Raw genomic sequence first — 26,142 nt, 5'->3', positions numbered from 1 at the left:
CCCTCGCTCAGCCCAGCACGCCCGGGCGGCTCCACTGCTCAAGCCACGGCTCGCACGCACGCTGGATCTTCTCAATCTCTTCGGCGCTGAGCACTTTGTGCGCGTCGGACGCTCGCTTTTGGATGGCGTGCGCTTTCTCTGACTTGCCTTCGGCCTTGCTGCCGGTCGCCTCAGAGGCCACCATGGTGGGCACGAACTCCATGCCCACGAATTGGCATATCGCCTCGATCGATTCAGCCGGCGAGTCGATCAGCCAGTCGTAGGGCGCCATGAACATGTCCTGGCCATGTGCCGGAATCGCTTCATTCACCATTCGCGTGAAGCGCTCGAAGACGCCAATCATTTCGTCAACGCCCTTGTCCAGCCAGCCGGTCTTCTCCGGCGGCTCTCCGTCGGCCTGCGCCTTCGCGAGCCGCTTGCGGTACGAAGCCACGACATCGACTGGATCGCGGCTGCACACCAGGATCTTGGAGCGCGGAAAGACTTCGAAGATCAGCTCCAGCTTGCGCAGATGCCCAGGCGTCTTCTCAAGAGGATGCCGGCCAGGGTAGACCATGTTGCCGGCAAAGTAGAAGAACGCGCGGATGGAGTCGGCCTCGGACAGCTCGCCAAACTCGGCTTCGTAGGACTCGACCCATTCCCGCAGTGCCATCAGGTTCGGGCGGCCCTTCAGATAGGCACGGGTGGGAAAGTGGATCGGGTCGACAAACGGTTGCCGCGGCCTGAGGAAGATGAAGGTCTCGCGGCAGTTGGCGATGTCGAACATCGTCGGATGCTGCGCAAACGCCACCTGGAGCATGGAGGTGCCAGAACGCGCCAGCCCGACGATGAAGATCGGTCGGCTCTGTTCGCACCATCGCCTCAGTTCCACCAAGTTCAGCTGGGGGTGTGCCGGCGCTGTAGCCTTGCCGGTCAGGCGCTGGAGCATGGAGGGCATAGCTTGCAACAGTTGGTTGGCAGTTGAAAAAAGTCGTGCCACCCGGCGGTGGCACGTTGGCACCTGTTTGGGGTCCATGGCACCTGGCTCGTTGGCGCCCCAGGAACCGTTCTCAGGCCTTGAACCGCGGATAACCGAATGTCTCGAAGTCGTCCTTGTAGGCTTCGTAGAGCGCCTCTTCCACTTCGGGCTCGTCGCTCAGCAGTTGCTGCAACGCTTGGTCGTCGGCCTCGCTCTTGTTCCGTTTCGGTGCAGCAAGCGCCTGCTTGGGGCGCTCCGGCAAGCCGGGGATCGCCTCTTGGATGCGCTGGAGATCCGCATCGAGAGATTCCAGTTTTCCGACTTGGCTGACCGCCAACTTGCCATCCTCATCGCACAGCCACTGCGTCTGCGACCACAGCAGGCGGTGGTACTGCTTGCGCTTGAGCTTCGGAGACAACGCAAAGCTCTTGAAGTCGGGCATGTTCTCGATGAACTTGAGGCGGTCCATCTCCTTGTTGCCACGCCAGCGCTTCATGAAGTGGAAGGTGCTCTGCGCCCGTGCGTACGGATTGCGAACGATGCCGAAGGAGTAGTACGTGCCCCAGACCTCAGGCCCCACGATGGCGCGGATTTCGCCGGCGGTGGCGTGTTTGGTGAGCCCGAACCGCTTCTTGAACTCGTTTTGGAGCACCTCGCCCAAAATGGTGCCGCCGACCTCAAGATCACGGTAGCTGCTGTACTGGCTGAAGAGCTCGGTGACCGACGTACCTGCAGATTTGGGGACGTGAACGAAGATGAATTTGTGGGTATGGTTGACGATCACAGATCTCGGCTCCAATGTGCAGTCGCTGATAATACCGACTGCATGGCGGCGTTAGGCGTGCGGAAGAAACATCGATGATCATTTCACTCAACAGGCGCTACGTTTTCGTTCACATCCACAAGTGCGCTGGTACCAGCATCGAGGTCGCACTGGCCAAGTCCCTCAAGCACAACGACATTGTGTTGGGATCCACCAAAAGTGGAGAGAAGTACCAAGAGTTCTTCAAACGCGCGATTGGCTTGAACAAGCACAGCACGGCCCTGGAGGCGCGCGGCTTCCTGGGTGATGCGCTGTATGCCAAGTTCTACAAATTCGCGTTTGTGCGCAATCCCATTGATCGGCTTCACTCGCTGTACTCCTACGCCCTGAAGCTGGCGCACGATGCGGATCTGACCGATGAGGAGCGGCGTCAGTTCGAGCAGTCGGGGCAGTGGCCCGACCGGCCGCCTTTCCGCTACAAGGCGGTGGCTGCGGCGCTGGAGTCCAAGTCGTTCAGCGAGTTCGCTTTGCACCCGCTGACGTGGGCGGATGCAGGTGCGCAACCGCAGTGGCAAAGCGTGTGCAACCCGCACGGGGAGCTGATTGTCGATTTCGTCGGCAAGGTCGAGTCCATCGAACAGGACTTCAACCACATCTGCGAGAAGCTCGAAGTCGCCGTGCCGCTGGAGGTGAAGAACTCCAGCCACGAAACCAAGAAGGCCCATGAGCTGTCGCCGCTGGCGCTGTCCACGATTCGCGAACGCTTCGCGCGCGACTTCCAGCTCTTCGGATACACCGCCGAGTGACCGGGTGATTCGCCGGGCCAACGGGCCCGGCCATCACGCTTGCTCACAACTCGGCACCAAAGAAAACGGCCGCACATGCGGCCGTCTTCTTTTCAGGGCGCACGGAGGGGCTTGTCAGGAGCCCGCTCCGGTGCCTGTCACCACTCGGTGCCGGCTTCGTAGCCCAAGCGCTGCAATGCGTCCGGGAAGCGCTGCTTGAACGCCGCCTTCAGCTCCGGCGTAAAGACGTTCACCCACTGACGCCCTTCGCCAGAGCGGATGTGGTCGGCCGGGTCGCTGCCGGCGGCGCCACCGAACAACGACAGCTCGCGAACAAACTTGAGCGCCATCTCCAGACGATCGCCCTCATAGCCAAGGAACTGCATCATCGGTCGGAAGATCTTCAGATCGCGGTCCACGATGAGGTCTTCGTAACGCGCCTCGAAGCACAGCTCTTTTTGATCGTAGTTCCATCCGAGCATCTCGCGGACGGTCTTGCCGCCGGTGTGATCCATCTCGAACACGAGCTTGTCGTGGTCGGTCGGCTGCGCGCTGATGGCTTGGCGGTAGGTCTTGCCGCCGTATTCCTTCTTCGGGTTGTTGGCCCACTTCTCGACCGTTTTCACGTGGTAGAAGCAGCCGGAAATGATCACGTCTCGCGGGTCGCGAATGACGTGCACGGCACGCACGCCACGGGCTGCGAAGCGAGATTGCAGCGCCTGCAGGTCCACCTTGCTGTGGTCCTGGAGGAAGATGTCGGTTTGCGGCGGCAGTTCAGCCTGCGACTTGCTGTGCAGGTGGAGCTTTTCCTGCCGTTTGATGGCGCGGAAGATGTTGGCCATCCAGACCGAACCGGTCTTGTGATGGGTACAGACGACGATCAGCGGAGATTTCATCGGACAACGATGGACGCGCGAGGCGCGCCTCATGACTTGGTGAATGGAAGATCATCACCCGCCGCGAAATCGCCGCAGGTGCATGGCGTTCAAAGCGCGATCGTTTCGAGATCGCGAATCTCGTCGTAGTTGGAGATGACGGCCGACAGCGGTTCGTCGATCACCTTCTTCAGCGCCGGCTGACGCTCGAACTGGTTGTCGACACTCAAGAACGAGGCCAGCCGCTCGCAAATGGCCGGCTGGAAGTCGCCCTGGTCGTCAAAGACACCCTCATAGTCCAGCGACAGGCGCTGTCCGTCTTCGAACGAAGAATCGACGATGTCGGCAGCGCGCTTGCGCTTCTTCATCGACGTCAACACCAGCGAACGCTCCACCGCTACCGCCCGCTTCTCGGGCAGCTTGGAGGAATCATCCGCGGGCTTGTGATAGCGCCCCGTCTGCACCGCCACCAGGTTCGACAGCACCGAATAGAAGTGCTGGCGACGCAAGTGCACCACCTTGAGTTGACTGCGCTTGATCAAGCGCAGCATGGGGGGATTCGTGAAGGGCAACTGCCAGGCGTCGTGGATCAGATTCAAGTGCTCGTACTTGATGTCGAGCAGCGCGATGCCGTCTTTGTCCTTGGGGACCAGCGACGCCACGTAGGACATGAACAGCTTGCCCTGCTGCTCAGGAAAGGCCAGGTCGGGATCCACGGCCACCTGCTCGCGCCAGTACTTGAAGAACCCTTGCGGGTTGTTCGAGTTGAAGATCTCTCCGCGGTCGCGCACGCGCGGGTGCGAGGCCAGCATGCGGCGGAACACGGTCGTGCCAGAGCGAACGCCGCCCATGAAAAACACGATGCGACCCTGGTCTTCCTCGCGAACGAGTTCGTGGGCCGGACGGTCTTTTTGTTTCATGCGAGGAGCGCTCCTGGTGGCGACGATAGGGAAAACAGCGGCTTCTGAGGCCGGACTTGGAGTTTACGCGCCTGCTACCAGAGCACGTTTTTGACGGAAACCGACTTCCAGATGTAGTTCCACCCCGCATCGCCCCCATAACGGGATTTCTCATCCTTTTGGGCTTGCGCCGTGAAGCTTGCAAGATTCCGGCCCAACGACATGACGAAATCTGCCAATTGCCACAGTGTCGGCGGCTCCAGCGAATCGACGCCTTGCGGGGGCTGGATGACAGGCACCTGGGCGCGGCGCAATGTTTCGCGGAAAACCTCGAAGTCCGGCGCGTCACCGGTCAAGTCCAACACCGCGATCGGCAAGGGGCGCAGCAAGCCGAAGCGGCCCAGCATCGTCCCGGCGTGCAATCGCGCACGCGCATAGACACCCATCGATGTCGGGCCGGCCTGCGCCAGGTCGCCAACCACCACCTGGGCAGGCGCCCAATCAGGGTGGAAACGATCCAGCGCATCGGCCAGTACATCCGCCAGTTCAACCTGATCGTCGCGAGCCAGCAAGAGCACCCGGTGCGGGCCGTCGTCGTTGTTCAAGAGCCAAGGCCGCCAGCGCCAGAACGGCACGTTGACCACACGGGCGTGCTCGGCCGCCTTCACCGGTGGAGCCAGCGGATGGCAATCGATCAGCGTCACTTCCTGGAACTGCGCGGTCAACTTGGCGACGGCGTCGCCTCCCAACACGGAAGGCTGGAACATGCGGAGAATGTCAAGGCGCACAAACAACGGGAGCCGGGCCGGCTGCTTGGGCAGGTGCAGCATTTCGGCGCACAGACGGGTCACCCACAGGGTGGCTCGGCCGTAAGCGGCCAGCACATCCTTCAGGCTGGCCTGCACGCTCGACAGCCCCAGAGACCGCCCCTTGGGGGCCTCCAGCCCCGGCGCCACCGCCACCTTGCAATGGGTGGACATGCCATGGAACGCCTCGAACAGCGCGTTCTGGTTGGCCGGCAAGGGCTGGTCGAAATAGAGCACCACCTGAGACAGGTGTCGCATCAGGTTGACCGTTTGGAAGACGTGCTCCCGGTAGGGGGAATCGAGCTCGAAGAAGCTGCGGTCCACCGTCATGACCACCGTCGGATAGTGCGTCAGACGGTGCAGCGTGTCATCGAAAGCAACCTTGGCCTGCGCGCGAACCAGCGCATAGGTGCTGGTGGTGCTTTCGGTCAAGCCGTCGAGCTGAGCCCGGTCGAACGCCACATCGCAGCAGACCTCGGCCACCTCCTCCATCGTCTGGCACTGGTGCCAGGGGTGGCGCGTCGGGATGCCTTCGAGCGCATGGCCCATCGCCACCAGCGGCATGCCGGTCGCGAAGGCCTCGACGGCCTTGATCTTCAGGCCGGTCGAGAACGCCAATGGCACGATGACGAGATCAACATCCCGGTAGAACTCGTCGGTGGTGTCGACGGGCCCCAGCAACTCGACGCCATCCATGCCTTCCAGATCCGGCAGGCGGCGGCACATGGCGCCGACAAAGCGGATGACGATCGGCGCCCCTCGCCGCGCGATGATCGGCATGGCCGCCTTGACGAAGGCGCGCGCGTTGTTGACGTTGATGACGTTGCCCGAACCCAGCATGCCGATAACGAGCTTGCCCTCATCCTTGGGCTGGCGAACCCGCGCGACGCGGGTCTCCGGCTCAATGTGCGGCATGGTGATGCACGGCGTGTTGCTGATGCTCCGGTAGAACTCGGCCTCTTCGTCCTTGATGGCCCACACCAACTGAGCGCGGTTCAGCGCGATGGCCTCCTGGTCGGCCGTGGTGTAGAAGAACTCCGGCGCGATGCCGTTGTCAGCCAGCAGCTGGCGCCGCCCCGTGAACTTGTCGTGGGTGTCCAGGATCTTGAGCGTGTTCGCCGGCGCGTACTCGAACGCCTTGCTCATGTAGGCGTAGTTGACGATGAACGCGTCGAAGCGATTGCGTTTGAACAGCCACTGCAGGTAGTCGCGAATGGAGTCGTCCCACCACTCATCGATGTGGTAGTCGGCCCCTTCCGGCTTGGTGTAGGTGTGCCGGGTGGCCGGCAGGAGGTGAAAGCTGTCCCACTGCGAAGCCATCTCCCGAACGAGATCATCGGGCAGGAAGTCGAACCACCACTCTTGCGGGTAGAAGACGAAGTGGATGCGCGCGCCGCGCCGCTGCAGCTCTTTGCAGACCGCGTAAATGCGCTTGCGGTTTCCCTGGTCGGTCGGCGCCGTGGGGGTCGGCGAAAGCACGAGGATGTCCGCACCCAGCAGTTGCACTTCCGGCTCGGACAGCCGAGCCAGCAATTCAGCATGCAGGGCGTCGTCTGCGGGCGAGGTGGCCTCGCCATCGGCCGAACCGGCGGCAAGCGTCGACGGGACCTCGGCGCGTGGAATCATGGCGTGTCGGTATCGGCCACCGGGGCGGCAGGCTTGACCAGCTTGTTGGGCGCCGTCTCGGCCGCAGACGGTTCAACACCCTTGAGCCAGTCGGCGTACTCGGTGTCGGAAATCTCGGCGACGCTCAGCCGCAGGAAAGGCACACCCAGCTGACGAGACGCACCTTCGTCCTCGTTCGAGGTGACCGTGCTGACCCGCTCAGAGAGGAACGTGAGCCGGGTGAGACCCAGCACTTCCCGCGGCAGCAGCACCCCCTCGAAATCCAGCACGCGATGGCCAGGACGGCGCAGCAAAGGCAGAGAAACCTCGTCGCAACTGGCACGCAGGCCCTGGGCGTGCTCAGAGCCCCACAGCGGCATCTGCAGCACAAAACGCAGCGGGACGGTTCGATCCAGGTGGAGGTCGAAGTGGAACGATCGAGTCGGGCCCGTCCAGCGGAAGGGGTTGCCCACACCATCGCGCTCCAGCGCATAGAAGCCTCGCTCGGCGGGCATCGGCATGCTTGCTTCGATGGCAGCCTGGCGGCGCCCAGCGTACTGCAGCTTGGCCTGGGGCAGGAGGATGTCGCGGCTCCTCTGAATCAGCCGGATCGCCTCCATCTCCTTGCGGACCTCGGCCAACTCGGCGGACACCTCGGCCAGCGCCAGACGGCTGACCGCCAATTCGCGCGCCAAAGCGTCCAGCACATTGTGCTCGCCCAGCTCATCGCGGATCTCGCGCGCGAGAGCCTTCAGCCGGACGGACTTGTCTTGTTCGCTCATGGATCAGCCTGCGAAACGAGGAAATGAATCAAGGGTTGAGGCGGCGCAATTTACCAGCCCGCGCCGAATGCTGCCCCCTCGGGACACGCTTCGGCGCGTCGCCATCACCGCTCAGACCCGCGACGCGAGCCAGCGCGCCAGGCGATCGACCTGGCCGTCGTACTCGGCATCGAGCGCGCGACGAGTGCTGGCAGCCATCTGAGACAGTTTTTCGACCGACTCCGCTCCGCTGCCGCGGCCGAAGTGCTCGAACATGTAGTCGACCAGCCCATGGTTGTCGTCAAACATCGGCAACTGCCACAGGTGGGTCAGCCCCTGAGCGCCCGGCAGCGTGGTCAAGACCGGCTTGCCGTAGCACAACGGTTCCACCGTCTTGATCTTGAGCCCGGTGCCGCCCACCATCGGATTGAGCGCCACGTCGATGGCGTCATAGAAGGTGTGCAGTTCTTGCACGAACCCCAGCTTGATGACGCCCGAGCCATCGCGCACATGCCGGCAAACACCGCCGGCCACGACGATTGGATGCGGAAACGCCACGCCACGCGCCTGCATTTTCGAAAGGAACTCCGCCATGCTGAGGATGTTCCAGTCGTTGCCGCTGCCCAGGTAGCCGAAGGTAAGCGGACGGTCGCCGCCGCGGGGCTGGAACGGACGCAGTGCGGGCTCGACGTACGGCAGGTAAAGAATGTTGCGGTGGCCCCGAGCAGCCAGCTCAGCAGCCTCTTCCTTCTGGATGGCCAGTGCCGCGTCGGCACGCCGCAGGGCCACGTCCTCGTCGGCATAGGTCGTGCTGAACCACTGCGGCTTCATGCCGGCGGCGGTGTACTTCGCGCGACGCTCGCCAAACACGTCGTGGGTGTCTAGCACCTTCACCACGTCCGAGCCGAATTGCTCGAGCAGCGGCGAATACCACACGTAGTTCACATGGACGACGTTGTAGCCGCGCAGCCGGTGCATGTCGCGCGCAGCCGCTTCGAGGCCCTTGTCGTACCAATCGACAATGCGGCAAACGTGGCCGGGCAGGATGTGCTTGGGAGCGCGGGAGCGTACGACCGTCACTCGGGCGAATTCACCTGCCAGCGCATGCGACAACGCAGGGTCGAAGCCCTCTTCATTGTGGTACAGCAGGTCGACTTCGAAACCCTGGTTCTTGTAGAGCCGGACCATCTGCATGATCCGGCGCGCATTGCCCTGATCCGCCGGCACCAGCCGGTTGAAGGTGACGACCAGGCAGCGAGGAGCCGCCATGGTGCTGGGCGCAAAGGTGTGGGGCGCGGTGGGGCTGGAGAGATCCATCATGCCGTCTCGACGGTGAATTCGGCGGCGCCGATGTCGCAGAAGCCGTCATTCGGAACGGCCTCGCGTGGCAATGACATGTGCAGCAACGCGTCGCAGCCCGGCTCCACCGGCGGCAGCGCCAGTTTCAGGAAGGCACCGAACTCGGTGTAATCGACCGCCAGGGGCGCCAAGCTCTGGCCCGCCATGGCGATCTGAAGCGTGTCGATGCGTGCCCGCACATTACGCAGGAGCAAGCGCGCCTGGCATGGCGCGCCCCAAGGTACGGCGAAAGAACCCAGGCCGCGGCTGTTGAACAAGGCGCGCCCTTCGTGGGCCAGGTGGTGGGCCAGCGTCACGCTGCCCGCCGCCGCCAAGTGGACCGGATCGATCCGCAAGCGCAATTTCAACTGCCCCTGCTCCAGCCGCTCGCAATGAAGGTCGGCCTGGCGAGCACGGCTGAGCTGGCCCGCGAGTGCGAGTGCACGCTCCACATCGTTGAGACCTGAGTCGCCCAAGGTGCCCGCCAGACTGGCACTCGCCAGGACTTGCGCACCGCCCGCGGCCACGGGCTGCAGCGCTCCTTGGCGAACCAGCCCGTCGAAAGCCGCCCACCCGGCGCTTTGCGGCAGGCCAAACAGCAGCAACGCGGCACGAGCCTGCAAGGCTTTGGCAGCGAGTGCAGCGATTGCAGCGGCGCGCTCGCGATCCGGGGACACGGCTGCCAAACAGAGGCTGGCGCGGCGCAGCATGCGGCTGGCATCGGCAGGCTGGCTGGCCGCATCCACCCGTACCCGCGGCGACGGCTGACCGTGCGCCACGGGGATGAAGTCCTGAAACTTGCATGCCGAGGTGTGGATCCAGCCGATCGGGGTCTGGGATTCCAGCAAGGGCATGACGCACAGCGAATCCGTCAGCACGACGGCCAAGCCCTGGCCCAGCGCGCCCTGCCGGGCGACGTTGGCAGCGAACAAGTCGACCCAGGCGTTCATGAAGAAGCCGGCGCGATGTGTCGCGGCGAAAGCGGCGGGATCTGGCGCGTTCATCGCGACACCTCCCAGGCCTGGTTGATCAGTTCACGAATGCGGGGGTACAGCGAGCGGGGGCTCAAGGTGTCGGCGCGCTGCGCCTCGACCTGGCGGCGCGCCGCGCGATCGGCCGCCTTGGGCATCGAGGCACACAGCGATTGAATGCTCGCGTACAGCTGGTCGACCATGGTCGGCCCGATCGCGACATGGCTGATCAGCGGCGACTCGAATTCGGGGTACGAGCCGATGTCCACCGTCACGACACGGCCGCCGCCCATGACGGCACGGGGCAGGATGCCCGAGGTTTCGCCGTAGGTGGGATACCGCAAGACGAAGGACAGGTCTGCGCGTCCCAGGAGGATGTCCAGCTCCCGCGCGTCCAGGTAGCCGGTGACACGAGGGCCGTCACCATCGGGCCAGAGCTGTTTGATCCGGGCTGAGATGTTGTATTCGTCTGGCCGCTCTTCCCCGGCGAACAGCAGCTTCAGGCGCGGCTGGCTGGTGCAGGCTCGCGAATAGGCCACCAGCACCTCATAAAGCATCTTGTTGCCCGTGAGGAAGCCTGGCACCAGCAACAGGATGTCGTTGGTGTCGATGCCGAATCGCTGCAACACCTGGTAGGCGTCCCAGGCCGGTGGCGCTGGCGGCAACACGAAATGAGGGATGCGCGCCATCGGCCGACGGTGTTCAGCGCCCAGCGGTATGTCGAAAGCGCCGCCGCGAAAGCGTGCTTCTGCATAGCGGCTGTGCAGCATCAGGCCCCGAGCCGATTCGGCGATGCGGCGCACCATCAGGCACTCTTGGTACAGCAACCCTGGCGTGCGGCCCAGCGAGCCGTCTCGGGCGACGAAATCAGCGGGCACCTCGTACCCGGTGTCGCGCACCCAGTGATTGAACATGCCGTTGGAGCGCTCCATCTGCAACGCCACCTGATGCAGGTAGAAGAGCGACACGTCATGGACCACCACCAGACCGGGGAAGCGGTGCAGGTGTTCCAGCATGTAGGCGCAGTCGCCGTTGTTGCCGATGTTGTAGAAGGTCTGAGCGCCGGTCTCTGGCTGACGCGCCAGGAAAACAGCCTCGTCGATGACTTGGAACGGAGCGCCAGGGAACTGCGCCGCGGCGGCCGCGCCTCGGCCGGCTTCGGCCACAAGGCACAACTCGAAGTCATCTGCCAGCATCGGCAGATACTCGACGATGTAATCCGCCAGACCGTTGCGCTGCGGCGGGAGGGGAGAAAAAAGATACAGGCGTCGACGCGCGCCAGCCGTTGTGGCGGGCAGGGATCGCACCTCGGGTTCAGCGTAGCTCGACACGGCGCTCGATCTCCGACGCCGTCAGGCCTTCGCCGCGTGCGGCGCTGTACCCAAGGGGCGCAACGGCGCATGGGCCACGCCGGCGGCAGACGCCGGAGCGGGCGCCGCGGGGCGCGCGAGCCACTCACGCTCGAAGTTCGTGCGTTGCAGCGTCATCATTTCGGAGCAGATGTTGACGATTTCGCTCTTGAGCAAAGCCAAGCGAGCCGGCAGCGCCTCGGGGTTCTGCGTCAACACCAGTCGCTTCAGGAACGCCACCTCAGCCTCCAGCGCCGCCAGCTTGCGGTCGCTTTCGCCGAGCGTTCCCACGCCCACATGGATGGGATAGCTGCCCAGCGGTTGCCCATCTGGACCCACGACGCTGATCTGGTTGACCCCGCTGATGAGCCGATCCATGCGCACCGGGATCGAGAAGTGGTGCACGCTGCCGTCAGCGGCGGATTCGTAGAAGGCCAGGGGCTCAGGCGACTGGTCATTCAGGCGGACCAGCAACGCAGGCCGCTGACTCACGCCGTGGAGATTGACGACACAGCCCTGCACGGCGCCCGATGCCAGGCCATGAAAGCGAACCTGATAGAGCAAGTCCACCGGTGCGCCGTCGGTCAGGCGCAGCAGCTCGTGCAGACCTTGGATCGCGGCCGCCAGCACCGACGTGCCGCGCGTCGTCCGCACCTCCAGTTCGACCGAGCCATTGCCCACCTGGCCCGGCACGAGCGCCGCCTGCGGTATGCGCAGCTCGAACGCCGAGTGTTCGCGTGACGGCAGATTCAGACCAGCGAGGTCGCGCGCGAAATCGAAAACCGAGAGATTGGCGACCGCCGAAGCGACACAGCGCCCATCCAGCCAAAGCTGGACGACGTCGAATGCCAGCGCGTCGTCCGCCGGAACGGAAAAGCCGATGATTCGACCGTGACCCCAATCGATGCGGGCCTGGGCAAGCGGCACGGCGCCGATAGAGGCGGGGTCGTTAACGTCGGAGGGATTCATGGTGGAACCTGCAAATAAAAACTTCCGCCTGGATCATCCCGGGCGGCTGGGCCGGCCGGGCCGCCGCAGTGGCTGTCAGGGAGCGGTTTCGAAGACGCTGGACGTGACAGGGACTTCTTCGTTACTGGGGGTGACCACGAGCGCCACCGTCAAGCGACGGATTTCGAAGCTGCCACGCCCCACCGGATTGAAGAACAAGTGGAAGTCGAGCGCATTGATCTGAGCCGGATCCAGCATGTCGACCGTGAGGCTGTCGGCCGCGAGCTGGCCGCCTTGCAAGCGAAGGGGCCGCTCGCTCCAGTGCTCGCCCACCTTCCACGCGCATTTGGCGTTCATGCCAGGCATCGGCGTGCCCCGCACCTCAACCGCCAGCGACAGGCGCGCGCTGCCGGCCGGCATGTCGGCCAGCAGCGACCGAGCGTCAATCACAACCGACAAGAAGCTGCCGTCGAAATCCGCATGGTTGACCACCAGTGCGTAGTTCTCATCGGCACCGCGCGGCTGACTCACCTGGATGACCTGGAGGAAACCACTGCGGTAGTCGCTGTAGACCGCGGTTTCGTTCCCCAGCCGATGCCCCGAAGGCGGGTTGCTGACGGAAGCCTGGTTGCTCGGCAGTCGCAGCCAAGCGGGGGCCAAGCTGCGCTCCATGCTGCCTTGCTCCAAACCCGCCAACGGCGACAAGCCGATCGGCTCGCTGCCGAGCTCATGCCCCGCCACCAGCTCGCACAGCTGGTCGATGGTGTCATTCAGCCGCCCTCTCAGGGCTTGCAACTCAAGGGTCAGACGGTGCACCTGCTCTTGGCGGCGCGGATCTACGATATTTGACATGGAAGACTCAGCAGCAAAAGTTGGGCCGGGCCAGTGCCGGACGCCCGGGCGAGGCGCCGTTGAGACGCCCATCTGGAAATCTTAGCGTCCCGCTCAGGCCGCCTTGGCGGCCTTACGGGCCCCTGGAACTTTGTTTGAGATCGCCTTGGCCTTCGCCTTGGCCTTCCCCTTGGCCTTGCCCTCCAACTTGCCCAAGCCGCCTTCGCTCGGCTCATAGCCATAGCGGCGGCGGCCTTGCGCGCAAGAGCGGCGAACGACAGCCTGTTCTGCGTCAGACAGAACCCCTTCGTCCTTGTGGTCGACCTGCCGGGTGTTGAGCTGAGCGAACCATTTGGCGTCGAACGGTTCGCCGATGAAATCGAGCAGCAGCTTGAGTTGAGGTTCCGGATCCGCCACGAAGTCTTCGTACCGCAATTCGAAGACACGCGCCGGGTAGGCTCGCTTCAGCCCGCTGACGATCTGCACCGCCTCATTCCAGTAGTTGCAGGCCCCGGTCAGGTTCTCGACCTTCACGATGCGACCGATGCGCAGGCTCGCGACCACATTGATCGGGTCGCGAACGATGTGCACAAACTTCGACCGCGGCATGCTGCTGGCAGCCAGCAGCGCTCCGTAGACGTTCTGAGGGGTCTTGTCGAACCAGCGCGTCGCACCCGGCTTCTTACGCTGGAGGTACAGGGCCATGTACCGTGTGTAGAGCTCAGCCCTGGATCCGCACTGCCTCAACAGATCAGCGAACTCCGGCTCCGTGATGCCATCGATTTCCCGATGTTTCTTCAAGACAGCGTTGTTGGACAACGAGCGGGACATGGCCTCCGTACCGTACGGCTCACCCCAACGGAAGAAGTGAGTTTCCTCTGGGCAGGCCAGATTGGGATGCATCCGGAGAGCATCACGCAGCATCGTGGTGCCTGAACGAACACAACCCAGCACGAAAAAGGGCGGTGGCGGCTCTACGGCCTCAGGCGATTCAAGCCCGACCGCAGCCGGCACAGCGGCCACCGGCGCTGCGGCGGCAGGTTTGGCTTTGGAAGCGGGGGCGGCCGGTTTATTCATGTCGGTAAAGCTAGGTCATCGAAGGCGCTGAGGGACGGCCCAGCGCGCTATTTCCAGAACTGACGCCAGGCAGCTCCGGGCGAAACATGATAGGGCGCTGGGTCGAGCGCATGATAAGCGGTGCGAAGCGCCAGCAGCGTGGCATCCCCCAGTTCAGGGCCCAGATCGCGCAATGCCACCGTTTGGCACGCCGGGGGGCGCACACTGCCGAGCAAGAACGCGTCGTCAGGCAGCGGACTTCCGTCTCGCATGGCCTGGAGCACCTGCTGGATCGTGCTCGCATCGGAGCTTCGGTCCAACTCCGACAACATCGTTGCCGCGCGCTGCTCTCGGCTGAGCAGGGGATCGACGTCCACCACCGTGGCGCGGGTATCCGCACGAATGGCTTTTCGCGCCCAACCGGGTTGCTTCAAGTCCAAGCCCCACGCCGCCGGCTGCAGCGGATCCGATTCGACCAGCTCAAGCAGGTAGGCGGCCGGATCATGATCGCGCCGGTAGCGATCCATGGGATGAAACCCTCGATAGGCCTCTGCACCGGCAATGCGAGCGGCATCGGCTTCGAAGGGGGCGTCGTAAATAGGCAGACGCTCCACCGTTCGAGCTCGCCGCAACAGGGCCCGTAGCCAAGCGCGTGAACTGGCGCGCAAGACATAGTAACGACGGGTGTTTGTTCCGAGAACGCCCTGCTCCCCGTTCTCCGGTGTACCCACATGGGCGCGCCGCGCCGCGCCAGTAGCCACCTCTCCGAGGTGGCGCACGTACCGCGACGTAGGCACTCCCACGCGATCGAAATAGCTCAGGTCCGACTCCGGCTCTCCAGCGCGAGCGCTCAGTGCGTCCGTCAGCACGGTTGCTTCAGGTGCCAGCTTACGAGCAAAGAAGAAGGGCTGTTCCAGCAGATGCTCGAGATGACCATTCTCCAGGACCAACGGCTGCCCGGTCGGCCCGAACTCGTAGTAGGTCAAGTTGAAGCCGGCCACCTTGGCAGGTGGACAGAACTTGGTCACCAAGGTTTGTATGGCGAATTCGTCAGGAATCCAGCACCACCGCAGCCAGCGTCGTATCGCAGGCCGCCCGAGTTCCGTCGCCACACGGGCCGCCGTAGCACGGGTCAGACAGAACCACTGAGAGCCAAACCTGACACTCAGCCCATCGGGCACACGCCTTCGCACGCGGAATTCGCGCTGTCGTTCGGTGAGCCATTCGAACCATGGACGCCGCGTCCTGTAATTGAACGGAAAGTAGTATTCGAAACGTTCACTTTCCAATCCTCCTTGGACCCACCGACCGTGTTGAGGGTCGTGCGCCTGAATGAATTCCGTGTCAGGCCGTTCCTTGAGATAGGCCTGGAGGCTGCTCACAGGGCGATAGGGAACGCATGACGTACTGAGCAGAACCAAATGATCTGCCAGAAAGTCACCGTCCTGAAGTGCCGATTCAATCAGGCGGCGCGTGGCTTCCACCAGCGTGTAATCGCCCCAGTTGCAGGCCACCGGAGACTCCACGAAGCGATAGCGCCCGTCCTCTGGCAGCAGCCGGCGCAGTTCAGCGCGATGGGCCGCGCTTCGACCGCCATCGTAGTGGATGTAGGTGGTGACATCGGGATGCCGGAAGAACAGTGCGTTCAGCCGCTTGGCGACCGCGGCGGGCGCCTCATGGCACAGCATCAGTAGCGCCAACCGCGGGCGACGGCCTCTCAACGCGGCATCGTTCAGCGGAACCATCTCGCCAACTGCCGACGCTTCAATTCCTCGACAAGCTTCGGGAAGTCGAGAATGCGCTCTTCGAGTGAACCCGGGTTCTGCTTCTGGATGGGCTCAGTCACCTCGGCGAAGCGATGCTTCGAGCCCGAGAAGCTGGCGATTTCGTTGAGCTTGTCGAGACTCTTGATTTCGTTGTAGTCGACTTGAAGATAGCTCTGCCCAGTCTGATGCAACACCGTCTGCACATCGTTGTAGTACAGGCTCTGGCGCAAGGAAAACGTCACCAGCTTGTTGATGTCGACCTTGACAGGCTTGGGGGGTGCCTTGGCCGCCTCGGTGGTCAGCCACACGCCGGTTTCGCGCGCGGTCTCGAGCGAGACGTAGGCCTCGAGCAGGTTCCTGGACAAGACGATCTTCTTGACGTTGGCGTCGTACAGCAGCCGGGCCGTCATCGCCGGGCTGTGGTCAAGAAACAGGCGCAATCCGACAACGGAGCGATCGCAGGCTGCGTCGACCGCCGCGGTGAAGGCCTCTTCATCCGCGTTCCGGGCAGCAGGATTATCCCGAGCGTAACCCGGGATTTTCGTGGCGACCTGGTGGGAAAAACCGATGAAGGAAGGGTTGAAGAGTTCGCCGTGACAACGAACGTCCGGCAACAAATTGAGCTGCCGCTCCAAGAAATTCGAGCCGCTGCGCATCATGCCCACCAACAAAAAGGCGGGGCGACCGAAGACAGGCTTCTTGTTCTGGGGCGGCTTGATAGAGATCTTCACTTCGACGCAATTCCTTGAAATGGCCTGAGCCGGCGCGAGGCGCGGGAACTGTACCGCAGCACCTCGCGCATGACCCGTCCGTCAGGTGAATCTTCATTCAAGGCGCAAGCAGTCTTCACGCCAACCCGTTCGTTCGACGGGCCGCGAGGCTGATGCTGCCGTTCCCGGGCACGCTTCATGAGGGCCGGCGATAGCCGAGATGGATGTAGTCCGACTCATAAAGCCGGTCGAGCTGAGCCTGGAGATCGGGTGTGAGAACCTCGTCGAACGAGAACGGCGCCGGCGGATTGGTCCAAGGACGCGCATTGACGTCGACCGCTCGCGAGACGCCCGCTCGATGAAGGATCAAGGCCAAGTCTGCGGCGAAGTTCTCCACCTTCCCCACCTGGTCGATCTTGATGTGCTGGCGGTATCTCACCAGCATGGGCCCTTGCGGGCACCAATGTGGATCGCGCCGAATGGGCGTGTCTCCGGCGAGGTTGGCCTCGACAAACCGTAGGAATACGCTGAAGTTGGCTCGCTGCAGTTCCAGAGTCGAAGCCTGCCCTGGTGCAGGTGGTCGCAATCCCCAATCCTTGATGAGCGCCTGCCGGATCGCCATGAAGCTGTGGCGCCCCTGCTGCATGATCTTTTCGTGAAAGCAGGCATAGGCCCGACGCCCCGGGTCGCGCACGAAGGTGAAGACCAGCGCACCCTCGTGAACTTGGCGGGATATCAGGTCGTGCGTCGCATCGTTGTCTTCACGGCTTCGACGCAGCCCATCATTTTGGTGAATGTCTCGCGGCTGATCCGCGTACCGGCCGTCAGCAAGAAACAGCAGGTGGTTCTGGATGGTGGTGCTGGCGCACTTGGGCAGATTCAAATAGATCAAGGGCACCCGCTCCGCAGTGACCACGCCCATGGGCCAGCGCTCCCTCGAAGGCCGCGCGGCGGGCGGAGCCCGGCGGGCGGACTGTGTCCCATGCGGATCCTGAGCCGCCACCGACGGCCCATCAGTTCTCGCCTTCCAGGCATCGCGCAGCAACAGCGCGCGCGGGTGTTTGTCGTCAAGGACCAGCGCTTGACTCAGGTGTCGCCACCGTCGCGGTGGCCACACCCCGCGCTCCGCCAAGTGCACATGGTAGTCGGCCCAACGGAGGCGCTCACGGGCCATCTGTCGAAAGCGCTTCTCATCGAGCGTGCCCTGGAGTGCCTCGTCAAAGACAGTGCCCAGAAGCCCCAGCCCATTCAACGCCTGGGCGGTGGTGTGGCCCACGAACGGAAGCCGCAGATTGATGCGGTTATGCGTGGGCAGGCGCAGGGCGTGCAATCGATCCTTGATCTGATAAGGGTCGTAACACACGTACACACGCTCGGCGGTTAGTGCGCCGTCCACGCCATCGATGAAGTCGCCCTTCCAACTCGCAGCCCGAGCGCCTGCGAAGCGTTGGTCGAACCATACGCGGTCGGGTGCCAGAGTCGACTGCGGATTGAGTGCCAGGATGGTGCACCCGGGTGCCGCTGCAGCCAGAGCCAGGGCCGCGTATCCGCCCATTGACGGTCCATAAAAAAGGACCCGTTCAAAGTGGCCGAAGAAGTCGCGCGTCTGCAAGCTTCGAAACAGTCGGTGCAACTCGACACTGCGGTACCACGCTGTCGCCGCCCGCTTGACGCCCAAGACCGAATGCCCGCGCTTCTGAAGAAAGGCCTGCCCCCAGGCCGGGCGATTCAGGTCGGGTTCCGACTTTCCCATCGCCGCCGGCTCGAAGGTGACGACCAGGACGGCCCCCCCCGGGAGAAAGTCAACTTGATACCCGGGAAACCTCAGCAGCGACGTTTCGGATTGGAGGCTACGCGCGACGAAGTCTTCGATCGCGCCTTCAGACAAGGCCATGTGCTGAAAGCCTCAGAACCACGCGCCGGCCTGCATGAAGCCCAGGTCCTGCAATTGACGTGTACCGCCGAACCGAACCGACACGTCGGGATCGAAGAGCACCGGGTCTCCAGCGTCGAGATAGGCCCGGTACTCCGAGCTGCCGTCATAGTGTTCACCACGTTGCATCTCCTCGGCGGCCTTCTGACTCAACAGGTTCACATACTTGAAATGGAACAGGACGCCGGAGACCGCGGTGCGGTTTCCCCGCACGGTGCAGTTGAGTTCACGCTGGTTCGTATGGTGCATGGACGACACGTAGCGCAGTCCGGCTCGCCATTTGATCAACGGGACCTTGTTGAGGGCCGGCGCCTTCATCGGGTCTTGCGAGAAGAACCGGCGCATTCGGACTCCGCCTTGGACCCAGAAGCTGCCACTGGCATCGTCCCACCGCTGGGTCAGGTTGAAGCGGTCAAAGTAGGGACAAAGCTCGAACGGGTCGGTGTCGGCCGTCAACGGAGTTTCGCTGAGCCGACCTGCCCCGTAGACGTCGATCAAGGGCGCGAAGAGACTGGGCTGGCCGATGCTGTCCATGTAGCGGGTCAAGCTCTTCAGGCCTCGCTGCTCACAATAGGGAAACAGCAAGAACTCATCGGGGTCCACCGTCACGCACCACTTGTTCCGTCCGAAACGACCCAGCAGGTGGTTGCACCAGTCCATGCCAAAGTTCGACGCCTTGTAGCTGCCCTCGGCCCGCCAGACGGAGCAATCCGGCTGCTCGAGCAGGTAGGACTCGGTGTCATCGGTCGAGGCGTTGTCAACGAAGAGAAAGTGGGCCGCGCCCAAATGCCGATAGTGGCCCAGGAATCGCGTCAATCGAGGCCGCTCGTTTCGGACGCAGACGACAACGATGCACCAAGCCTTGTCGATCGCGGCGGTGTCGACGCGGCGCGGCTGAAGCTCCCGGCCATGCCTGGCAATGCGGCGTCGGATCGACAGCTCTTCCAAACTCAGTTCCATGGGATATCCGCAAACGAATATGAATCGACGTAGCGCCTCGACAGGGCCGCGTCGAACATCATGCCCCGGGCTTCGGTCCAAAGCGCACGGTATCGGCGGTACTCCTCGGCCCCGTTGTAGTGCTGTTTGCGCGCCACCTCTTCTTCGACCTTGGCGCGAAAGCCCTTGTGGTACTTGAAATGGGCCAAATAGAGCCGACACCCTGAAGGGCGCAAGCCGGACACATAGTGCAGGCCCTCCGATAGTCGAACACCTGAGTGATAGCGCATCAACGGCAGCTTCTGAGCGGTGAATTGGTTGGGCGGGGATTCGGGCAACAGGCGATGGCGAACAGCGCTGACATACGTGGGGCCGTTCGAATAGTGCCCCGAGCCCAATCTCCAAGGCAGGCAAGGGGCAGCATCAAAGCACGGGGCCTCCATGAAGGGGCGCCCACGCTCGAAGTCGGCGTCCTCCAGACTGCCTGTGGGATACATGTCGACCATCAGTGCCATGGCCGCGCCGGCGCCTTCCGCGTCCAGACGCCCACACAAGGCTGCCAGCCCTTCGCGCTCGCATCCGGGCCACACCAGAAGTTCATCGATATCGGCCACCACCGCCCACCCGTGCTGACCATGTTCGCCCAGCAAGGCCTGCTGCCACGACACGCCGTAGTGTGAGTCACGGTAAGGCGTGTCGACCGAGTACAAGCACACATCCTGCTGCTGCAGGAGGAACTCGCGGCTGCCATCGGTAGACAGATTGTCGGCAATGAAGAATCGACGAACGCCGAGCCCGCGATAGTGGTCCAGAAAGTGGGGCAGCAGCACCCGTTCATTGCGAGCCACGGCGATGACGCAAGGGGCACCACTCAGATCGTCGGGCAACGGCGCACTCAGACGCACCAGCTGTTGCGACGCGCTGCCAATGGCCGAAGGTCGGGGCAGCACGTCCAGGGGCCAGATTCGACTGGGCAGCGGCGTACCGTGAACTTCCGGAGCCAACACCTCCTTCGGGTCTTCATCGTCGTCGATCGTCGTCAGGATCGTCGGGCTGCCGCTGCCAGGCAACCAGAAGTTGTGAAAACGGTCTACCGTCGGGTGATGGGGGCCCGGCACGCGACGAAGGTGGACGAAGTGCCCGTCGGATCGAGGGGCCACATGCAACAAGGCCAGAGCATGCGCCAGGCGGATCGCTTCGTCCGTGGAAAACAGGCCGATCCGCGCGCCAGCCCGGCTTCGCGCAATCCGTTCTGCCCACTGCGCCGCCGCCCGGGAGACAGTCAGCCCTTCCGTGGGGTCCACCCACGGCAAGCCGATGATGTCGGCGCGCTCGCGGATGGTGCCGTGGTAGTGCTCGGTCAACGCACCGGATTCCGCATGCAACGCATCGGGAAGAAGGTGAACATCATCGTCGACGAACATGAAGCGCCCGAATGCGGTGCTGCGCGTCAACCAAGATAAGAGAGCGAGTCGCCCTCCCCCCTGGAGACTCCACACACCGGTTTCGCCCGCGGCTGGCTGCTCCTCTTCGACTGGCCCGTCGCCGGGGCGCCAACTGCACCACGCGGCTCCGTGCTTCGTGAGCTCCAGGCCCCATGTGCAGGCTATGCGGCGTAGGCGGTCTGTCGCCCTCGAAGCGCCTGAGACGGTGACGATGACCAGCAGGCTGATCCCGGGTAGTGGAGCGGAGCGCACCGTGTTGGCCGCAAGTTCGCCACTCGAGTCAATTGCCAAGACGCCACCCCACGACGCCTGGATCCACGCGCGCGCTTCCCGAAGCGTTTCGGACCATGGTTCCGGCGATCGATCATCGGCGCGCAGGGTCGCCATCCAATCGAGCACCGCAAGCCACGCCGCTGGCGGAGCACTGAACAGGTCGCGCTGGCGCTGCAAGATGGTCTGAACCCGTCGAACCGCGCTGTCGATGGCGCACCCAACACGTTGCAGCAACAAGGCTGACGGTCCGTCGACAGCCGCGGATGGCCCGGGCCCGACAACCGCACCGAGCGCAGCCCATGCGCTGACAAGGTGCAAAAGGCCCGCGAAGCGGGTCGATTCCGAAGCCAATTGAATCCAGGCGGGGCCTGCGGCCTCCCAGAGCTTGGACAGCTGTTGAGCGTCGCGCCTCGTCACCGCATCGTGCCAATCTTGCAGCAGCCGTTGCGCGCTGCGTCGCAGATCGGCGTGCGGCGCCACCGGCACGGGGGCCACACGATGCCAACACCATGTGGCCAGCGCCTGCGCAGGTCGGGTGCGCAGCGTTTCCACGGGCGGCAGACCCAGGTCGATGTGAGGCTTCTTCCACCTCGCCAGCCAGTGGCGCGCTTGCCAATCCGCGTCGGCAATGCCCAGCTGTCTCAGGTCGGCCATGGCCCGCTTTACTTCGGAGGCATCGGGTGTGGCTCCGTTCAAAACCGAACTCCAACCGCAGTGCGCCAGGTAGGCGCGGGCGAGGGTTGGGTGCTGAAGATCGTCGTGGCTCAAAGCCGCCCAAAACGAGGGAACGGTCGCGTACCAGCGAATGGCATCTTCGAGCACAGCCTCACCCGTCGGCTCATCGAGGTGGGGATGGAACCGCACCAGCTCGACCATCGCCTCGACCAGGTACCGATCGTGAAGCCTCGACCAGGGCCCGGCGTCCAGTCGGTGGTACACCATCCGCACGGCATCGGCCAAACGGTGCAAATCGCGCGCTTCGAGCACCATGTCGTCGACAGCCCCGCGCAGTGCGCGAACGACATCCGCGAAGACTTCGGTGTTGAGCCAGCCACCCGGCACCGCGCGGGCGATTCGCTCCAGCACCCGTGCGCTTCTGTCCAAGGTGCCGTTGACGAGATCCTCCCTCAGCAGCACCGGCAAGATCAGCGAGAGCTCCCAAGCACCGTCGGAATGCAACAAGCGCTCGATGTCGGAAGTGGCCAGCAGCGGAATCAAAAGGTCCAGCGATTGCAACGCGCAAAACGATGGCACCAACATCACGGCGAAGCGTTCGAGGACGATGCTCGGGGCTGTTTGCGCCTCGCTGGACTGCAGCGCAGCATCCAGAGCCATTCGCCATCCAGCGCCGTTGAACGGCACCTGCCCGAGTTCGCGGTTGAGGCGGCGCTGAAGCGCCCATAGCGACGAGCTGAACTGCTCGGGAGACGGTACATCCTGCGCCGATGGGTGAAGCAGTGGCTCGGCTTCATGCGCGACTTCCGTGGTCCTGACGCCCGGAAGTGCTGGTGCTTCTCCAGGCTCGAGTCCCAGCGGTTCGACCCCACCCGAGGCTCGAAGATGTTCGCTCCACGCGGCCTCGAGGCACGCGTCGCAAAGCTGGGAATCGGTGCCGGATGCCCCGCCATCCGATGTGGGGGTGCCCGTCAGTCGATCGGCAAGTTGCTGGCGGCTCAACGTCAATGGATGGGGAGTCAGCCTTCGGCCATTCACCACCACCTCGAAATCGATATGTGATTCCGATCCTGCAGCCTCCCAGATCGCCGCGGGCAGGAGCAGATCGAACCCCGGCATCTCGCACGCGCCCGTCAGCATTCGACGGACATCGTCTCGATCATGGCGTGTCACCAGAGGCTGCAGCACCCTGTCGCCAACGCGTATTGAGAAGGTCTCTCCACGCCCCTGGCGGTCGCTCGCCCAGCCCGTCAGCACGATGCCGTCCTGACTCTCCAAAGACAGCTGAACGCGCGTGTCGGGATCCCCGCCCTGGAGCTCCCACTGATCCCAGACCCATGCCCAACGCGAACGATCCAGCGCCAGGAAGTCGCGCAGGCGGGGCCACTCATCGTCCTGCCGCTTTTCTTCAGCCGCCAGCACACCACGCGCCCACTCGTCCAGCATCGAATCATCGAACTGGACGCTGACTGCGACGTTCGCATCGTTGCCCAGCCTGAGTTCCAACTGGACCGTCGCATCGGTCTCAACGAAGAACTTCCATTGATCGGCGCGCCACTGAATCTCAAACCCTGGGCAGCAGTCTGGGGTGCTTCTTGTCGTCACGCCGAGATGGGTCAGCACATCGTCCCGGGGCAGGCGCCTGATGGGCAACTCGATCCGCCTTCCGTTGACGAATCCTTGCAGATCACCCTCGGTTCCGTCGCCGCCCCAGGCCCAGCCGCGCACTGTCGCGCACTCGACTTGCTCGACGTGGATGGCCGCCAGCTTGGCCGGATCTGCTTTCGGTGGCGGGCCTGATCTACGCCAGAAAGCCTTCACGCTGCCACCGGCAAAGCTTGCGGCGGCTCAGTGGCTGCCAGGAGCCGGTCGGCCAGTTCGTCTGGGCGGTCGGCCAGATCGAGAGGCAGCAGGAGGTGAGCCGGGTCATGCAGACGGGTCCGCTCGGCCTGGGCGCCCAAGTCAAACACGGCGATGCGGCGGCCGCTGTGCAGCGCGCCGGACAGCACGTAGCAATAGGTCTCAGGCCAGATCGACGGGATCAGCACGATGTGTGGATCGGCCGCACTGATTTTCTCAAGCAGCTCGTTGTCGAAGTAGCGCCCCAGCAAGGCAACGCCTTGATCGGCGAGGCGAGGGTCGTCCATGGAATAGCCCAGCAGCGACACCTTCAGGGGCAGTGCGCGATTACGCGCCGACTGCGCCAGGCCCAACACCACGTCATACCCCTTGATGCGGCTGATCGCACCTATCACCAGCACACGCAGCGACTCACCTGGCGCCAAGCGTGGTGGAGGCAGCTGCCGGGGGGGCGGATCGTCCTCATGCGGCTCCACGGTGACTGTGAGCTGTGGCGCCAACTGGGCGAGCCGACGTGCCACATCCATGGAAGGGACGATGACCTGCTGGGCGGCGCTCAACAACTGCAAGGACTGCCCTCTCCAAGTTTCAATCGTCCCGGTGTGGTCGATCATCTTGTCTTGCGAGAGGCAGCGATTGCAGTCCTCGGTCGTGGGCTCGCCACAGTAGCGGCCATCGGCCGTCACCAGATTCACGCGAGGGCAAACGGCGTAGTAATCGTGAACGGCCAGGCGGATGGACATGCCCAAGCGTCGCGCGACTCCCATGAGGTGCTGTGCGGTGGAGGAGGGAAAGTCGATCAGGTGATGCAGGTGAATTTCGCTGATGGAGAGCTCACGAAACGCCTCTTCGAGCATCCCATCGACATGCAGAGGCAAGGCGGCCAGATTCTGCAAACCGTAAAGCCCCGGGTGGAGCAGCGCCACGCATCCGTCTTCGTGCGACGGCCTCAATTCGAACGCAGCAGCACCCTGCGCCAGCAACTGTTGCGACTGCTCCAGCAGATGTCGCTCGGTACCCCCGCCCCGGTTATGGCAGACCAGCAAGACGTTGCGGTCGGTCTTCAAGCGCTTGAGTCGAGCCAGATCCATCCGCGCCCGGTACACCCACGCCGGATCGTCTGCAATGTGACGAGCGACGTCAGCTTCATAGTGCGGGTGCAGCTTGGCCAGCGTTCGGATGGCTTTGGCGGTGCGCTCCGCCGCTTCACCCTTGAAGCTGACCGATCCGACATGCCGGACATAGATGTCGCAGGCCAGCGCATTGCTCCATCCACGGCGGATGGCCCGCTGGCAAAAGTCGTTCTCTTCGCCGTAGCCCCGGCCGAAATGGCGTTCATCCAGCAGGCCGATGTCCCGAATGGCCTCCCGACGCATGTACATGCAAAAACCCACGCCCGTCGGCGTCGTCACATGCTTGCCGGCATTGACCTCGGCCGCCACAAGATCCACTTCGGCGGGCGTGATCTCGAGCCCCAGTCGGTTGTCGCTGAGTGTCTCGGGATAGCTGCAGATGGTGGCGTTGTTCGACAAGGGCGTGATCGTGGCGAGCCGCGGATGCTCGGCGGCGTGGCGCATCAATCGATCGAGCCAGTTGTTGTAGACCTCGGTATCGCTGTTCAGGATGACGACATCACGGTCCCGGTGCAGTCGAAGGCCGTGGTTGACCGTCTTCACAAACCCCTGATTGAGCCGATGCTGCTCCAGGGTGAAGAGGTCACGTCCTGCGAGGCTGCGAAGCATCGCGTTCAACTCGGGCACCGGACCCGCATCGTTGATCACAATCACCTCATGCGGCGTCTTGACGGGCGTGTTCAGCACCGTCCACAGACATCGCAGGGTTTCCTGGGCACCACCGTAGACCGGAATGAGGACATCAACCATGGGCTCCGCTGTCCGAGGGCGGGGTTGAACGCTGGCCCATCGAGCGGGGTCCAGCATGTCGATGTCGGCGCTGTCGGACAATGCCGCTGGGACAGTGCGCACCGGCTTCTTGTCGTTCAAATGGTGCGCAATGTGCCCGCTGGCGAACAGCGACAGCGGATTGCCCTTGGACACCCTCAGGCCGGGCTGTGACCCCAACAGGCGCCGCATATCGACGCCCGGCAGGGGGCTGCGCCCCTCACGCCATCCCCAGCGTTGAAAGTGTTCCAGAGCATCCATGCCGGACTGGGCGACATCCGGATTGCTCTGAAGGTAGTACTCCGCATCGAACCAAGGCGTTGGCGAAACACCTTGGAACCTCGACACCAGACCGTAATGCAGCAACCTGTTGATGCCGTGCCTGGGCCCAGCATGCGCATCGTAGTGGCGCAGATCGAACAGTGGCGTCGGTGACAAGTTGGCGGCGTCACCGATCAGCACGTAGTGCCTCAGCGGCGACATGCCACGCAGTTCGCTGGGCTCGATTTGTGCGAGGTAGTGCTCGCGATCGAACAGCCCCAGGTGGCGCGTCAACTCGATTTCGAACGACAACAGCGCCTGACGGTTGCCCCACAGGCGGCCGACCGCCCGCACCAGGCGGATGCTCTGTAGCATCACCTGGGCGTCGAGGGCCCGCTTGGGTACCGCAATCACTAAGCCGCCTCCTTGGCCGC

General features: G+C 63.5%; 19 protein-coding genes. 1 reads left to right on the top strand and 18 read right to left on the bottom strand.

Features of this window, described 5'->3' with window-relative positions; translation table 11 throughout:
* Positions 1-7 precede the first annotated feature (7 nt).
* Both AACH06_RS07435 and AACH06_RS07430 read right to left on the bottom strand, forming a co-directional pair.
* On the bottom strand, positions 8-937 hold the full coding sequence (locus AACH06_RS07435; protein ID WP_341425016.1) for a sulfotransferase family protein: 930 nt from the start codon (positions 935-937) through the stop codon (positions 8-10).
* Between the two features lie 112 nt (positions 938-1,049).
* Positions 1,050-1,742 (bottom strand): sulfotransferase family protein, encoded by a 693-nt coding sequence (locus AACH06_RS07430; RefSeq protein WP_341425015.1) that lies wholly within the window; start codon positions 1,740-1,742, stop codon positions 1,050-1,052.
* A 74-nt stretch (positions 1,743-1,816) separates the two neighbouring features.
* Here AACH06_RS07430 and AACH06_RS07425 point away from each other — a divergent pair, with 74 nt between their 5' ends.
* Complete coding sequence (locus AACH06_RS07425; protein ID WP_341425014.1) at positions 1,817-2,527, top strand: sulfotransferase family 2 domain-containing protein; 711 nt, start codon at positions 1,817-1,819, stop codon at positions 2,525-2,527.
* A 137-nt stretch (positions 2,528-2,664) separates the two neighbouring features.
* On the opposite strand, the gene AACH06_RS07420 is transcribed toward AACH06_RS07425, so the two are convergent.
* The 16 genes from AACH06_RS07420 to AACH06_RS07345 all read right to left on the bottom strand — a co-directional run bounded on the left by AACH06_RS07420 (position 2,665) and on the right by AACH06_RS07345 (position 26,122).
* Positions 2,665-3,402 carry a sulfotransferase domain-containing protein gene (locus AACH06_RS07420; RefSeq protein WP_341425013.1) on the bottom strand — a complete coding sequence of 246 codons (738 nt, stop codon included), beginning with the start codon at positions 3,400-3,402 and terminating at the stop codon, positions 2,665-2,667.
* Positions 3,403-3,491: 89 nt separating this feature from the next.
* The gene (locus AACH06_RS07415) at positions 3,492-4,301 is read right to left on the bottom strand and encodes a hypothetical protein (protein WP_341425012.1); all 810 of its coding nucleotides are present in this window, start codon (positions 4,299-4,301) and stop codon (positions 3,492-3,494) included.
* 74 nt (positions 4,302-4,375) lie between these two features.
* Complete coding sequence (locus AACH06_RS07410; protein ID WP_341425011.1) at positions 4,376-6,712, bottom strand: glycosyltransferase; 2,337 nt, start codon at positions 6,710-6,712, stop codon at positions 4,376-4,378.
* Complete coding sequence (locus AACH06_RS07405) at positions 6,709-7,473, bottom strand: hypothetical protein (protein WP_341425010.1); 765 nt, start codon at positions 7,471-7,473, stop codon at positions 6,709-6,711. Before AACH06_RS07405 ends, AACH06_RS07410 begins: the two co-directional genes overlap by 4 nt.
* 111 nt (positions 7,474-7,584) lie before the next feature.
* Positions 7,585-8,769 carry a glycosyltransferase gene (locus AACH06_RS07400; protein WP_341425009.1) on the bottom strand — a complete coding sequence of 395 codons (1,185 nt, stop codon included), beginning with the start codon at positions 8,767-8,769 and terminating at the stop codon, positions 7,585-7,587.
* On the bottom strand, positions 8,769-9,794 hold the full coding sequence (locus tag AACH06_RS07395) for a hypothetical protein (protein ID WP_341425008.1): 1,026 nt from the start codon (positions 9,792-9,794) through the stop codon (positions 8,769-8,771). Before AACH06_RS07395 ends, AACH06_RS07400 begins: the two co-directional genes overlap by 1 nt.
* A complete protein-coding gene (locus AACH06_RS07390) occupies positions 9,791-11,092 on the bottom strand; it encodes a glycosyltransferase (protein WP_341425007.1) in 1,302 nt (433 codons plus the stop codon). Before AACH06_RS07390 ends, AACH06_RS07395 begins: the two co-directional genes overlap by 4 nt.
* Before the next feature lie 21 nt (positions 11,093-11,113).
* Complete coding sequence (locus tag AACH06_RS07385; RefSeq protein WP_341425006.1) at positions 11,114-12,079, bottom strand: hypothetical protein; 966 nt, start codon at positions 12,077-12,079, stop codon at positions 11,114-11,116.
* A 75-nt stretch (positions 12,080-12,154) separates the two neighbouring features.
* Positions 12,155-12,910 carry a DUF6478 family protein gene (locus AACH06_RS07380; protein WP_341425005.1) on the bottom strand — a complete coding sequence of 252 codons (756 nt, stop codon included), beginning with the start codon at positions 12,908-12,910 and terminating at the stop codon, positions 12,155-12,157.
* A 93-nt stretch (positions 12,911-13,003) separates the two neighbouring features.
* A complete protein-coding gene (locus AACH06_RS07375) occupies positions 13,004-13,966 on the bottom strand; it encodes a sulfotransferase family protein (protein WP_341425004.1) in 963 nt (320 codons plus the stop codon).
* 47 nt (positions 13,967-14,013) lie between these two features.
* Positions 14,014-15,690, bottom strand: coding sequence for a beta-1,6-N-acetylglucosaminyltransferase (locus AACH06_RS07370; protein WP_341425003.1), 1,677 nt, complete (start codon positions 15,688-15,690; stop codon positions 14,014-14,016).
* Positions 15,678-16,442 carry a sulfotransferase domain-containing protein gene (locus AACH06_RS07365; RefSeq protein WP_341425002.1) on the bottom strand — a complete coding sequence of 255 codons (765 nt, stop codon included), beginning with the start codon at positions 16,440-16,442 and terminating at the stop codon, positions 15,678-15,680. Before AACH06_RS07365 ends, AACH06_RS07370 begins: the two co-directional genes overlap by 13 nt.
* Before the next feature lie 175 nt (positions 16,443-16,617).
* Positions 16,618-18,315 carry a sulfotransferase family 2 domain-containing protein gene (locus tag AACH06_RS07360; RefSeq protein WP_341425001.1) on the bottom strand — a complete coding sequence of 566 codons (1,698 nt, stop codon included), beginning with the start codon at positions 18,313-18,315 and terminating at the stop codon, positions 16,618-16,620.
* A 12-nt stretch (positions 18,316-18,327) separates the two neighbouring features.
* Positions 18,328-19,314, bottom strand: coding sequence for a glycosyltransferase family 2 protein (locus tag AACH06_RS07355; protein ID WP_341425000.1), 987 nt, complete (start codon positions 19,312-19,314; stop codon positions 18,328-18,330).
* Entirely contained in the window at positions 19,305-23,507 is a 4,203-nt protein-coding gene (locus AACH06_RS07350) for a glycosyltransferase family 2 protein (RefSeq protein ID WP_341424999.1), read from the bottom strand. Before AACH06_RS07350 ends, AACH06_RS07355 begins: the two co-directional genes overlap by 10 nt.
* Positions 23,504-26,122: a glycosyltransferase gene (locus AACH06_RS07345; RefSeq protein WP_341424998.1), complete on the bottom strand. Its 2,619-nt coding sequence runs from the start codon at positions 26,120-26,122 to the stop codon at positions 23,504-23,506. The genes AACH06_RS07350 and AACH06_RS07345 overlap by 4 nt, the downstream gene beginning before the upstream one ends.
* Between the last annotated feature and the right edge of the window lie 20 nt (positions 26,123-26,142).

It is taken from the genome of Ideonella lacteola (assembly GCF_038066555.1).
Lineage (GTDB): Bacteria > Pseudomonadota > Gammaproteobacteria > Burkholderiales > Burkholderiaceae_C > Ideonella > Ideonella lacteola.
This window is presented reverse-complemented; position numbering and strand designations above follow the sequence as displayed.